The 12,735-nt window shown below is 73.7% G+C and carries 12 protein-coding genes; 5 read left to right on the top strand and 7 right to left on the bottom strand.

Annotated features, from left to right (window positions below; translation table 11 throughout):
- Positions 1–96: 96 nt before the first annotated feature.
- The 6 genes from ACFY0I_RS12125 to ACFY0I_RS12100 all read right to left on the bottom strand — a co-directional run bounded on the left by ACFY0I_RS12125 (position 97) and on the right by ACFY0I_RS12100 (position 6,769).
- The gene (locus ACFY0I_RS12125; RefSeq protein ID WP_388893466.1) at positions 97–1,467 is read right to left on the bottom strand and encodes an AMP-binding protein; all 1,371 of its coding nucleotides are present in this window, start codon (positions 1,465–1,467) and stop codon (positions 97–99) included.
- A 103-nt stretch (positions 1,468–1,570) separates the two neighbouring features.
- Positions 1,571–2,476, bottom strand: a complete 906-nt coding sequence (locus tag ACFY0I_RS12120) for an STM4011 family radical SAM protein (RefSeq protein ID WP_388893464.1) — start codon at positions 2,474–2,476, stop codon at positions 1,571–1,573.
- 5 nt (positions 2,477–2,481) lie between these two features.
- Positions 2,482–3,846, bottom strand: coding sequence for an STM4012 family radical SAM protein (locus tag ACFY0I_RS12115; RefSeq protein ID WP_388893462.1), 1,365 nt, complete (start codon positions 3,844–3,846; stop codon positions 2,482–2,484).
- The gene (locus tag ACFY0I_RS12110) at positions 3,843–4,649 is read right to left on the bottom strand and encodes an STM4013/SEN3800 family hydrolase (RefSeq protein ID WP_388893460.1); all 807 of its coding nucleotides are present in this window, start codon (positions 4,647–4,649) and stop codon (positions 3,843–3,845) included. Before ACFY0I_RS12110 ends, ACFY0I_RS12115 begins: the two co-directional genes overlap by 4 nt.
- Positions 4,650–4,674: 25 nt before the next feature.
- Positions 4,675–5,802, bottom strand: coding sequence for an STM4014 family protein (locus tag ACFY0I_RS12105; protein WP_388893458.1), 1,128 nt, complete (start codon positions 5,800–5,802; stop codon positions 4,675–4,677).
- 10 nt (positions 5,803–5,812) lie between these two features.
- A complete protein-coding gene (locus ACFY0I_RS12100; protein WP_388893456.1) occupies positions 5,813–6,769 on the bottom strand; it encodes an STM4015 family protein in 957 nt (318 codons plus the stop codon).
- Between the two features lie 333 nt (positions 6,770–7,102).
- On the opposite strand from ACFY0I_RS12100, the gene ACFY0I_RS12095 reads away from it, so the two are divergent.
- The 5 genes from ACFY0I_RS12095 to ACFY0I_RS12075 all read left to right on the top strand — a co-directional run bounded on the left by ACFY0I_RS12095 (position 7,103) and on the right by ACFY0I_RS12075 (position 11,998).
- Positions 7,103–8,725 (top strand): alpha/beta hydrolase, encoded by a 1,623-nt coding sequence (locus tag ACFY0I_RS12095; protein ID WP_388893454.1) that lies wholly within the window; start codon positions 7,103–7,105, stop codon positions 8,723–8,725.
- A gap of 457 nt (positions 8,726–9,182) precedes the next feature.
- Positions 9,183–9,764: a TMEM165/GDT1 family protein gene (locus ACFY0I_RS12090; RefSeq protein WP_388893452.1), complete on the top strand. Its 582-nt coding sequence runs from the start codon at positions 9,183–9,185 to the stop codon at positions 9,762–9,764.
- Positions 9,765–10,016: 252 nt separating this feature from the next.
- The gene (locus ACFY0I_RS12085) at positions 10,017–10,223 is read left to right on the top strand and encodes a hypothetical protein (RefSeq protein ID WP_388893450.1); all 207 of its coding nucleotides are present in this window, start codon (positions 10,017–10,019) and stop codon (positions 10,221–10,223) included.
- 68 nt (positions 10,224–10,291) lie between these two features.
- Complete coding sequence (locus ACFY0I_RS12080; RefSeq protein WP_388893448.1) at positions 10,292–11,242, top strand: nucleotidyl transferase AbiEii/AbiGii toxin family protein; 951 nt, start codon at positions 10,292–10,294, stop codon at positions 11,240–11,242.
- A 90-nt stretch (positions 11,243–11,332) separates the two neighbouring features.
- Complete coding sequence (locus ACFY0I_RS12075; protein ID WP_388893446.1) at positions 11,333–11,998, top strand: class I SAM-dependent methyltransferase; 666 nt, start codon at positions 11,333–11,335, stop codon at positions 11,996–11,998.
- A 264-nt stretch (positions 11,999–12,262) separates the two neighbouring features.
- Here the strand turns inward: ACFY0I_RS12075 and ACFY0I_RS12070 are convergent, their stop codons facing one another.
- Positions 12,263–12,493 (bottom strand): hypothetical protein, encoded by a 231-nt coding sequence (locus tag ACFY0I_RS12070; protein ID WP_388893444.1) that lies wholly within the window; start codon positions 12,491–12,493, stop codon positions 12,263–12,265.
- Positions 12,494–12,735 lie beyond the last annotated feature (242 nt).

Raw genomic sequence — 12,735 nt, 5'->3', positions numbered from 1 at the left:
GCGTCGTGTTGCGGCACGAGCGTACTACGGGACGATCTTCGACCGGACGCGCTGCCGTCCCTCCCCGTACGGGACGTGCCGTGAGCGGTGGCCCGGTCAGGTTTCCTCGAGCGGGCCGCTCACCACCAGGTTTCCGTCCGGGGTGCGGTGCGCGAGCCGGCCCGTGCGGAGGTAGCCGTCGGGGGTGAAGGTGCGGGCGTTGTGCTCGGGCGCCCGGTAGTGGCCCCGGGGGACGTGCGGGCCGCGGGCGAGGAGTTCGCCGCTCTCGCCGTGGGGCACGGGCTTGCCGTCGGCGTCGACGATGTGGAGTTGGTCGTCGGGCGAGAGCGGGCGGCCCTGCGTGCCGAGCACGGCCTCGTCCGGATCGCCGGGACGGGTGAGGGTGAGCGGGCCCTCGGCCATGGCGAAGGCCTGCTGCACTCCACAGCCCAGGGCGTGGCCCAACCGCTCGACGGTCGACCGGTGCCCTTGGGCGCCGCCGATCTGTACGAGGCGCAGGCTGCTCACGTCGGCCCGGACGGTCGGGAGTACCTCCAGCCAGCGCTGGGCGAGGTCGGGTTCCACCGAGGTGACGGTGACCCGCTCCCGTTCGACGGCCCGTAGGCACGCGGCGGGATCCCGGTCCTCCCGGTCCTCCTGGCCCTCGATCAGGACGACGGCGCCGCCGACCGAGAACGTGCCGACGATGCCGGGGCAGCCGAAGCCGAAGTGGGAGGCCGCGGGCAGCGCGGCGAGGTACACGTCGTTCTCGGTGAGCGACACCAGCTCGGCCGCGGCGCGCGCCTGGTAGGCGTAGTCGTCGTGGGTGCGCGGCACGAGGTGGGGCGTCCCGGTCGCATCGCCGGCCGGCAGGAGGAACGCCACCTGGCCGGCGCTCCGCGACGGCGTCGGCTCGGGCGGGGAGTCGATGGAGTCCAGCGGGAAGTAGTAGCAGCCCGCCGGGTCGGTCGTGAAGCCGCCGTACGGGGACGCCGTGCCCGGCGCCTCGTAGGTGAACACCTTCCGCAGGAACGGTCCCCGGGCCGCGATGTCCGCCGCCATCGCCGTGTGGTCGAAGCCCCGGTGGGTCGCCGGGCCGACGTAGCCGACGCTCTCGGTGACCTGGACGAGGTGTGCGACCCCCTCCGCTCCGTACGGGAGCGGGCAGAACACGGGGACCGCGCCGACGCGCATCAGCGCGAACACGGTGATGACGAACTCGGGGACGTTCGGGAGTTGGACGACGACCCGTTGCCCGGGCCCCAGGCCGCGCAGTCGGAATCCGGCGGCCATGCGGTCCACGCGCCGGTTCAGCCTCGCGTACGTGACGCGGGTGTCGCCGTGCACGAGCGCGGTCCGCGGTCCGTACTGGAGGGCCCAGCCGCGGAGCAGGTTGTCGAGGGTGTTGCCGCGCCAGTGCCCGGCCGCCCAGTAGTGGTCGACGAATTCCTCGGGCCAGGGCGTACAGCCGTCGAGCAGGGGTGTCATGTGCTTCTTCCTTGCCGGGTCCCGCCTGTCGTCTTGATCTTGGCCAGCCAATCCCCCGCCGCCGTCGGACGCAATGCGTCATCCGAACCATGGCCGTCGAGCCTCATCGGCCGATGGTCCAATCCGCGCCGCTGACCAGCGGGCCGACCGAAAGCGGAGGGAGCGGGGCCGCTGCGGGGACCCGTTCCAGGATGCCGCCCGCGAAGACGTCGTACAGGGGCAGCGTCTCCAGGTGGACGTAGCCGATGTGGCAGTCGCAGGTGGCCAGCGGGCAGGTGCGGGGGGCGAGGGCCGTGCGGTAGGAGCCGTCGTAGAGGTTCCCGAGCTCGGTGCGGACGAAGTGGCAGCGGCGGACGGTGCCGTCCCCGTCGACCGACAGGACGGACTCGCCGGTGCGGCACGGCAGACCGGCCGAGCGGTGCGGACGCCGACTGTACGGGAACAGCGGGTCGAGGGCGGTCCAGGTGTCGGCCTCCGCGTCGGTGTACGTGTGGCCGTCGGCGGCGTTCACCCACAGGTAGACGTGGGCGGGCAGGTCGGCGCGCAGCCTGCGGGCGTGCTCCAGGTTGTCGGGGAGGCCGACGATGCCGACGCTGTGGCGGACGCCCCGGTCGGCGAGGTCGCGGACCTTGGCCAGGAACCGTTCGTAGGGCGTTTGTCCCGGGTGGTAGGTGCACCACAGGGCGAGGGTGGCGGGGTCCGCTTCGGCGAGCCAGTCGGTGCGGCAGCTGAGGTTGGTCTGGATGGCGACGCGGTCGACGTGCGGCTGGTGGGAGAGGTCGACGAGGGCGCGCCGGTACCAGGAGCGGACGAGGCCCTCGCCCCAGGGGGTGAAGAGCAGCGAGAGCCGGTCCTCGGTGCGCGAGCGCGCCCAGTCGGTGAACCGTTCGAGGGCCGCCCGGTCGGCGCGCAGTTGCGCGGTGGTGTCGCGCCGCTTGGCGAAGGGGCAGTACGGGCAGTCGTAGTCGCAGGAGGCGAGCGGGCCGCGGTACAGCAGGGTGAGGTCCACGGGGGCTACTTGGTCTCGTAGGCGGCCATGGCGGCCCGGACGGCGGGTGAGAACAGGGCGGGGCCGAGCGCGTCGGAGTGGGCCAGGCCCTCCGGGGTGAGGCGCAGGAGGGGGCCGGCGCCGTCGTGGTCGAGCCAGCCCCGGGCGGCGAACGCGGCGAGTTCCGCGGGGAAGTCGTCGTGCGGGTCGGCGGCGAACCGTTCCCGGTAGTCGGCGACCGGCATGCCGCGGGCCTGGAGCAGGGATTGGAGCAGGTGGCGGCGGCGCGCCTCGTCCCCGGTGGTGTACCGGCCGTGGACGGCGCGGGTGAAGTCGTCGGTGGCGGTGTAGTCGTCGATGATCGACCGGATCTCGCCCATGTCGACGGCGTAGTCGAACGAGTAGTGCAGTGCGGAGGTGTAGGAGCGGGCGCCGCAGCCCAGGCCGATCATGCCGTCGGTCTGGCAGGCGTGGTCGTCGGACCCCTGCGGTGCCGCGCCGGGCAGCCGGAACATGCGCATCGACACCTGCTCGTAGCCGTGCGCGAGCAGGTGGTCGCGGCCCCGCCGGTAGAGGTCCAGGCGCTGTTCGTCCCAGGCCCGGTCGGTGAGCGCGGTGCGTCGGGCGAGGCCGGTGAGGGGGCGGACGTACAGCGGGTACAGGTACAGCTCCTCGGGTCGCCAGGCCAGGGCGGCGTCGAGGGAGGTGCGCCAGGTGGCGGGGGTCTGGCCGTCGATGCCGTAGATGAGGTCGATGTTGAGGACGGGGACGCGGGCGTCACGGATGCGGCCGAGCGCCGCCTCGACGTCGGCGCGCCGCTGGGGGCGGACCGCCGCCCGGGCCTCTTCGGCGACGAAGCTCTGCACGCCGATGCTGACGCGGGTGGCGCCGCGGTCGGCGAGGACGGCGAGCCGGTCGGCGGTGGCGGTCGCGGGCGAGGTCTCCACGGACAGCGGGACGGCCCGCAGGTCGACGCCCGTGCGCCGCTCGGCGATGTCGCAGAGGCGCTCCAGCTCACCGGCCGTCAGGAAGGTGGGGGTGCCGCCGCCGAACGCGGCGTTGGCGAACCGGACCGGTTCCTCGTCGCCGAGGGCCTCGCGTACGGCGGCGGCCTGCCGGTCGAGGGCGTCGAGGTAGCGGCCGGTGAGGCCGTCGGGGGCGCCGATGCGGGTGAAGAGGTTGCAGAAGCCGCAGCGGACCTCGCAGAACGGTATGTGGAGGTAGAGGGAGAGGGCGTCCTTGCGTTCGCCGCGCCACAGGTCCCGCAGGGCGGGCCGGTCGGGCAGCGGCCGGTACGCGGTCTTGTGGGGGTAGGCGTACACGTAGGCGTCGTACGGGCCGGCCGGAGTCGGTCGGGCGGGCGCGGCGGGCTCCGGCGCGAGGGCGGTCATGCGGACGGCTCCAGGAAGAAGTGGGCGTACGGCACCGTCCAGACGGCCCGGTGGGCGAGGCGGTGGCCGGTGTAACCGTCGTCGCCGTAGGTGGTGCCGTGGTCGGAGCAGACGATGGCGAAGCAGCGGCGCCGGGAACTCATGGCGTCGAGGAGCCGGCCCACGTGCCGGTCGACGTATTCGAGGGCGGCGGCGTGGCTGGCCCGGGTGTCACCGGCCCCGGCCGTGGCGCCGGGCAGGTGGAACCAGTTGGGCTGGTGCATCGCGGAGGCGTTGACGAAGAGGAACAGCCGCTGCCCGGCGGGGAGTGCGGCGACGATCTGCTCGGCCCGCTCGACCTGTGCCTCGAAGGAGTTCGGCGCCGCGACGCCGAACTCGGGCTCCCAGTGGCTCTCCTGGAACATGCCGGGCAGGACGTCGCCGAGCGCGCCCCGCTTGTTGAAGAAGCCGACGCCCCCGACGCACACCGTGCGGTACCCGGCCGCCGCGAGGCCGGACACCAGGTCGGGCGTGTCGAAGACGTACGTCCGGCCTTCGGTGGTCTCGCTGCCGGCGAAGCGGGCGGCGAACAGGCGCGGGTGCGGGCCGGGGCGGGCCGGCGTGGGCAGGAATCCGGCGAACATCGCCTGGTGGGAGGCGTAGGTGAAGCTGCCCGGGGCGTGCCGTTCCTCCCAGACCCCGCCGGGCAGGTGGCGGGCCAGGTTCGGGAGGCGTCCGGCGGCGGCCAGTTCGGCGGCGACGTCGTGGCGCAGGGTGTCCAGGGTGAGCAGGAGCAGGTCGTCGCGGCCGACGACCTCGTTCATGTCGGGGATCGGGGGCGCTGGGGTTTCAGGCGGGTGCACGGTCGTTCCTCGTCGGGTGGTGCGGTACGGATCCTCGGGAGGCGGCGGCGACCTGGGCGGCGTAGGTGTCCTGGCCCTCGGCGCCGCTGCCCGGCAGTCCGGTCAGCCCCGGCAGCAGGTCGCCGAAGGCGTTGACCTCGGCCACGGCGAACCGGCGCCAGCCGACGGCGGGCAGCAGGTCGACGCCGACGCAGAGCGTGCCGGGGAAGCAGGCCGCGGCCCGCTCACAGATCCGCAGGGCCTCGGCCCAGGCCGTCGGGCCCGCGGCCCGGACCACGGCGGACAGGTCGCCGCGCCGGCCGCCGAGATGGAGGTTGGTCATCGGGGCCCGGCTGGTGCGCACCACGGCGTGGGTGGCCCGCCCGGCGACGACGACCACGCGCAGGTCGGCCGCGCCGTCGTCCAGCGAGGCCTTGGGCCACCACCGTTCGACGTGGAGTCCGTCGGGGGCGAGGGCGTCGACCAGCGCGGCCACCTCCGGCTCGCGCGTGAGGCGCCGTACCCGCAGGGAGTTGTACAGCCGACCGTCCCGCGCGCTCTCCACCGACGTCGTCGCCCTGATCCGGCCCCCGCCGGCCGTCTCGACGGCGACGACGCCGGAGGCGGAGGAGCCGTGGGCGGGCTTCAGGAACACCCGCGGCATGCGGTGGGCGTCCATGAGGGCCCGTACGTCGTCCCAGCCGCGCGGCGGTGTCGCGCCGCCGGAGGTCGGCGCCTGCGGCACGGGGACGCCGGCGCGGGCGAGGGTCCGGTGGCAGCTCCGCTTGTCGAAGAGGACGGCCAGTTCGTCGGGGTCGTCGAGGCGCCGGCCGCCGGTCAGCGTCCGTACGGCGGCCGTGAAGGCGGCGTACCAGCGGGCTCCGCCCTCGACCCGTGTGGGGTCGTCCGTACCGCGCAGGAGGCGGTCCACCTCGGTGTTCTCGCCCGGCGACTCGAGCCGGACGATCTCGTCGGCGGCGAAGGCCGCGCCGCCCGCGCGCAGGACGTCCGTCCAGGGCACGATGCGCGGCGCGGGCAGCCCGGCGGCGCGCACGGCCCCGGCGAACAGGGCGACGCGCCGGTTCTCCGGGTTGCCGACGACCGCCCAGCGCGGCGGGCTCGCTCGGTCCGTCATGACCCGGCTGCTACTCGCCGACGGCGACGTAGCGCCAGGTGCGGCCGTCGTATTCGTCGTCCTCGGCGTTGCCCCGCTCCAGGTCGAGCAGGACGCCGGCGCCGCCGAGCACCTCCGAAAAGCGCTCGCGCAGCGGCTCGGTGAGGTAGTTGTGGTGCAGGTCCAGCTTCTTCAGGTGCGTCAGCGACTGTCCCGAGAGCAGCGCGGCGCCTCCCTCGTCGGTGAGAACGCCCATGGACAGGTCGAGGGTCTCCAGGCGGGCGACCACCGGCGCGGACGCGACGGCGGCGGCGATCGCGTCCTGGATGTCGCTGTTGCGCAGTCCCAGGTGGCGCAGGCGCGGCAGGCGTTCCCCGTCGAGGATCGGGGCCACGTCGGTGATGGTCGCGTCCCCGCCGTACTCGGACGTGCCGAGCCACAGGTCGAGGCGCTCCAGGACGGGCAGGTCGCTCGCGGCGACGCCGCGGACGGCCTCGGCGGGCATGCCGCCGGTCTCGATGGTCAGGGAGCGCAGCTTGTGGTGCGTGACGGCGGGCAGCACCAGTCCGGATCCGCCGCGTACGCCGAACTCCTCCAGCTCCGGGAAGCCGTCGAGGAGCGGGCCGACGTCTCCCTGGTTGATCCAGGAGACCTCGCACTCCTCCGACTCCATGTCCCCGAGGAACAGGGCCCGCAGGGCGGGCAGTTGGGGGCGTGCGTCGAGCAGCGCCGCGATGATCTCCTCCGGACCGGTGTCGTAGGCCTCCTCCCAGGAGCCGACGACGATCACGCGGACCGCGCGGGTGTCGACCGCCGCGCGGAACCGGGTGAAGGCCTCGGTCCAGCTCTCCTCGCTGTCATAGCTGTCGGTGCCGATCCGCCACGCGACGTCGTCGGCCTCGGGCAGGCGCGAGTCGGCGTCCTTCGGGCCCGGGAAGTCGATGACGGGCAGCCCGCCGAATCCCGTCAAATGCCTCGGGTAGCTCATGGGGTGCCCGCCGTTCCTCGACCGTCGCGTCAGATGTGCTGCCAGTTGTAGCAAGCGGCACCGACAACCCCCGAGGTGGGGTGCGGGAGGCGCCGGGGGTGATCCGGCGGGGGGCGTGCGTGCGGTGGGGACGGCCCGCCGGTGGGAACCGCCGTCCGGCCGGTTCCGGCCAGGATGTCGACCCCGGCGTTTTCCGGGAGCGTACAACCGTGGTGGTACGCGGGCGCCGCCCCTGGTGGTAGGCAGGAGTGCACTCCTGGTGGGCCGACAGGCGCGGTGACCGGCGGCTACGTTGTCGCTCGTTCCGGAAGAACCATGACGGAGGATCGCCGCATGCAGACCCGTTTGGCTGATGACCCGCGCAGGCGAGTGGTGTGGGGGATATCCCTGGTCATGATCGCGGTCACCGCGCTCCTCGGGAGCGCGCCCGGCGCCGCGACGGCGACGCCGCTCTCGACCCCGCCCGTTCCCACCTTGACCTGGGGGCCCTGCGACGGGGTCGACGCCGAGGATCCGGGGGACGGCTTCGCGTGCGCGACCGCCCTGGTGCCGTTGGACCACCGCCGGCCCGACGGGGCCACCATCCCCCTGGCCGTCACCCGGCGGCTCGCGAGCGACCCGACCCGGCGCGCCGGTGTCCTGCTGCTGCATCCGGGCGGACCGGGCAATTCCGGCGTCGACTTCACCCGCAACAGTTACGACGCCCTGCCGGCCTCCCTCCGCGACCGCTTCGACGTCGTCGGGTACGACATGCGGGGCGTGGCGCGCAGCGGGCAGGTGGAGTGCTGGAACGACAAGGAGTACTCCGCCGCCGTCGACGCCGCGCGGGGCGTACCGGCCCCGGGAGCCCTGCGGGAAGCGATCCGGCAGGGCCTCGACTTCGCCACCGCCTGCCAGGAACGCGCCGGGAACCTCGTGCCGTTCATCGGCACCGGGTCGAACGCCAAGGACATCGACCTGCTGCGTCAGGCCCTCGGCGAGGAGACCCTCTCCTTCTACGGCCGTTCCTTCGGCAGCTACGTCGGCACGGTCTACGCCGCCCAGTTCCCCCGGCGCGTCCGCGCCATGGTCCTGGACGGGGGCTACGACCCGCGCACCTACGCCGACGTGCCGTACGCCTACGACGCCGGGCAGTTCGCCGCCCTGGACTCCGCCGTCGGCCGGTTCCTGGACTGGTGCGCGCAGAACGCCACCACCTGCGGGTTCGGTGACGGCGAGCCCCGGCAGGCCTTCGAACGGCTCAAGCGGTCGCTGGACGCCGATCCGGTCATCACCGCGAGCGGACGCCCGGCCACCGGTTACACCCTCGCCTACCGCCTGATGTTCAACATCAACTCGGGCAAGGAGATCTGGCCCTACCTGGGGCAGGCCCTGCGCGCGGCCCAGGACCGCCGGACCTCGTTCCTGCTGTCGCCGCCCTCGCCCGGCTCCTTCGACTTCCTCAACGTCAACATGGCCGTCGAGTGCGCCGACCGCGTCTACCCGACCAGCCGGCTCCTGCTCGCCACCCTGGTCGGCGCCGAGGCCGCCTCCGCTCCCCTGCTGGGACCTCCTGTCGGCCTGGGACCGCCCACGTACGACCACAATCACGCGCCCACCTGCGCCCAGTGGCAGGCGGAGCGCCCGAGCCGCTACGAGGGCTCCTACCGGGCGGCCGGTTCGGCCCCGATCCTCGTCCTCGGCACGACCGGGGACCCGGACACCCCGTACCAGGACTCCGTGGCCCTCTCCCGGACGCTGGAGAACGGACGGCTGCTGACGTTCGCCGGCGAGGGGCACACCGCCTACAACCGGAGCGCGTGCGTCAGCGCGCTCGCCACGGACTACCTCGCCACGCTGGCCCTGCCGGCGCGGGGCACCGTCTGCGCCGACGAGACGCCGCCGGCGCCGCTCGGCCTACGGGCGACGGGCATCGAGGTGGACGAGACGCAGGACGTGATCCCGGTCCTGCGCTGAGCGGGCCGGCCCGGGCGTCGGCCACGGAGCGGGGCCGCGGTCGACCACCGGCTGCGGCCCCGACCCCGTTCGGGAGGCCGGGCGAGCGGTCCCCGTGGCCGTGGGACACCAAGGAGGTCGTCCCGTCGGCCGCGACCGCGCGGACGGAGCGCTGCCCGGGAGACTGGTGACGTGCGCCACCCGACCCCCGGTTCCCACAGCCTTTGCCATCCGTTTATGCTGGGAGCAGCGAAGGGGAGTAGTCCCGAAATACCGCTGGTCGACATACTGGACAGGGCAACCCGTCCCGGCCATCGGGCCCCGGCACACAGTGCCGTGGTGGACGAGACCTTCGGCCAAGCATGACCGAGTCCGCACACACGTGCGGGCCGCTCCGTCGTGCCGGGCCGAGTGGTTCTCCCGTCGCCTCCTGGGTGTCGTACGAGCTGACGGCCCGGCCCCAGCAGAAAGCACCAGGATGACTCTCGACCCCCTGGCGATCATCACCGCCTTCGGGCTGATCTTCCTCGCGGAACTCCCCGACAAGACCATGTTCGCCTCGCTGGCCATGGGCACCCGCATGCGCCCGCTGTACGTGTGGTTCGGCACCTCCACGGCGTTCATCGTGCACGTGGCCATCGCCGTCGGCGCCGGCAGCCTCCTCGGGATGCTCCCGGACATGCTGGTCAAGCTCGTGTCCGCCGCCCTCTTCGCGTTCGGCGCGGTCGTCCTGCTGCGCAGTGGGGACGACGAGGACGAGAACGGCGCCGCCAGGACGGTCACCGGATTCTGGCCCGTGTACACGACGGCGTTCATGGCCGTGTTCATCAGCGAGTGGGGCGACCTCACCCAGATCACCACGGCCAACCTCGCCGCCACCAACGGCTGGCTGCCCACCGCCATCGGCTCCGCCCTCGCGCTGATGTCGGTCTCGGCCCTCGCCCTGCTGGTCGGCCGGTTCATCGCCCGGCGCGTCCCGTTGAAGAACGTCCAGCGCTTCGGTGCCGTGTGCATGGCCGCGCTCGCCGTCTGGACCCTCGTCGAGGCCTTCACCGCCTGACCCGCCTCCGACGGCCCCGGCGACCGCGTCCGTACGGCCCGGCCGCCGCCCCGCCGCCGCCCTGCGGCCGGGGCGGGCGGCGGGCCGCTCGCTGCGGGGCCGGCACCGCAGCAGGACCCCCTGGCCCACCAGGACGGCTACGCGAGCCTGCACGGCCTCCTCGAGGAAGCCGGTGACTGGTACGGCTGCGAGTACGGCAGCGCACGGGAAACCCCGGCCGATGTCGTCGACCGCCTCGCCCGGACCGTCGCCGTGCTGCGGCTCGACGACGAGGACACCCGGATGCTCGTCGAAGCCGTCCGCGCGGCGGCACCGGGCGGGCTCGTCGCACTGTCCCCCGCCCAGGAAGCCGCCGCCATCCGCTACCTCGACCTCGTCGCCACCCTCACGAGGACGAGCACCTCGCCCCTGGACCGCGCCTTGGCCCGTCTCCTCGAACCCGGCGGCCGGAGCGGGTGACCGGCAGCGGCGGGGGAGGCCGATTCGACCGGGAGCGCGTTGTCGGCGGCCGTAGTTACAGTCGCGGGATGGAAGCGAACGACGCCTCGGGCGCCACGGCGCACGCGGTGACGGGGCACGGCCGCGCCGCCCTCGACCACCTGCTGCGCCTCATCTCGGAGTCCGCCTGGGGTGACGAGCTGATCCTGCGCGGCAGCATGGTCATGCCCGCGTGGGTCGGCGACCGGGCCCGGGCGCCGGGCGACCTCGACTTCGTCGTGCTGCCGCCGTCGTCGGTTCCGATCGACCCGCTGCACCCCCACCCGTACGTCCCCGCCCACGACGCCGTACAGGAGTGGCCGGAGGCCGTCGGTGGGGCCGCCCGCTACGAGATGTGGTCGGACGGCGAGGCGGAGTTCGAGACGCGGGGGCTGCGCGCGGTGGTCCCGCCGGAGGGTCTGGTCTGGCAACCGGAGCCGGAACCGGCGGACTTCCCCCCGTACGAGGACCTGTTGGAGCTGGTCCGCAGCCGCCCGCGGGCCGCGCGGGGTGTGCTGCTCGACGCGGACGGGGCACGCCGGGACGGTACGTGGGCCTACGCGTACGCCGAGGACGAGTCGGCCGGGATCAGGATCCTGATCCCGTGGCGGGCGGAGTCCGGGCCCCGGGGTGAGGCCCAGCTCGACTTCTCCCACGACGAGCGGCTGCCCGAGGGACCCGTCCGGACGGCCGTTCCGCGCGGCGACGGCGGGGTCACGGTGGTGCGGACCGCGAGCCGCGCGCTGTCCCTCGCCTGGAAGCTGCGGTGGCTCCTGGAGGACTCCGCATCCGAGGACGGGCCCCGGTGCAAGGACCTGTACGACGCCGTGCTGCTGGCGGAGACCAGCCCGGCGCCGCGCCCCCCGGTGCCCGCGCGACTGGCCGACGTACGGGTGGACGAACAGGCGTGGCGGCGCTTCCGCGCGGTCCACCCCGAGGCACACGGCGCCCCCGGCGACTGGCTCGCCCGGCTGCACACCGCGCTGACCCGCACGGCGTGAATCGCGCCGGCCCTCCCGCCGGCCCTCCCCCGGCGGGAAGGCCGTGATTCTTCCGACTCCCCTCCGGGCCGGGGAACTACTGTCGCGGGCATGGTCGAACACGATGCCCTCCCTGCCGTCCGCGAGGCGTACGACGCTGCCGCCCCCACCTACGCGCGGCTGTTCAGCGACTCGCTGCGCGACAGTCCCCTGGACCGCGCGATCCTCGCCGCCTTCGCCGAGCTCGCCGGTGGGGGTGGGGACGGTCGGGTCGCGGACGTGGGGTGCGGGCCCGGCCACGTCACCGCCCACCTGAACGAGCTGGGTCCGGTGGCGTTCGGTGTCGACGCCTCCCCCGCGATGATCGAGTTGGCTCGACGGGCCCACCCGGGCCTGCGGTTCGAGGTGGGCTCGATGGCGGCGTTGGACATCGCCGACGGCGTGCTGGGCGGCGTCCTCTCCCGCTGGTCCGTCATCCACACTCCCCCACGGGAACTCCCCGCCGTCCTCTCGGAGTTCCACCGCGTGTTGGCGCCCGGCGGCCACCTCCTGATCGGCTTTTCGGCAACGGACGGCCCGGCCCACCTGACGCAGACCTTCGATCACGCGGTCGCCCCGGCCCACCGTTGGTCGCCCGATCACCTCGCCGCACTGCTGCGCGAGTCCGGCCTGACCGAGGTGGCCCGGATGACCCGCGAGCCCCGGCCCACCGACCGACGCCAGTTCCAGGAGGTCCAACTCCTGGCCCGCAAGGCCGAGTCCGACCCGGACCGGTAGCCGCACGGGCCGCGAGCGACGTCGACGACCGCACGCCGAAGGGAGCGGGCGGCCGGTACCCACGCACCCGAAGCCGACCGGTGACCTCCCGGCCGCGAACTGCCCCCGCATCAGGAGATCGGGGCCGACACGCGCTCCGACGTGCCCATTGCGGCACGTTCGGATGGATCGGTGGCGGAATCCGACGGGGATCGGCCCCGTTCTCCTTCGGGCCTGCGCTCCCGCGCCCGTTTGCCGGCGGTGGACCGGTCCTGACGTCGCTCGTCACCTTCGGCGGTCCGCGGCCGGGTCGGGCGGGCCCATGAAGGCGTCGAGCCGTTCGATGATCCTGCGGAGCTCGCGGGCTCCGCGAGGCGACATCGCTCGGGTCGCGACGCCGAGCAGGGCACGGGCTTCGAGAGGGTTGCCGCAGCAGTACCAGTGCACGTTGCCGAACTCGTCGTCGTGCCAGAGTTCGCGCGCGGGGCGGTGGACGTAGTCCTTCCACAGCCGCAACGCCGCACTGATGTCGCCCGGTCGGAGGTAGTTCCGCGTGCGCTCGAGGCGAACGATCTCGGACAGCGCTCGCGAGGAGAGGCGATCGACGGCCGGCCCTGAGCGCTGCGACCGCTGTCGATCCGGGGTTAGGGCCCGGATGCGTCCAGGCCGTCTACGCGGCATGGACCTTTCGGTTGGTCGTCATGCAAGACATGGTGCCACAAGGAGGGGTACGGCTCCCTTCGCCCGGCGGAACTCCT

This window comes from Streptomyces sp. NPDC001568, assembly GCF_042893755.1.
Taxonomy (GTDB): domain Bacteria; phylum Actinomycetota; class Actinomycetes; order Streptomycetales; family Streptomycetaceae; genus Streptomyces.
This window is presented reverse-complemented; position numbering and strand designations above follow the sequence as displayed.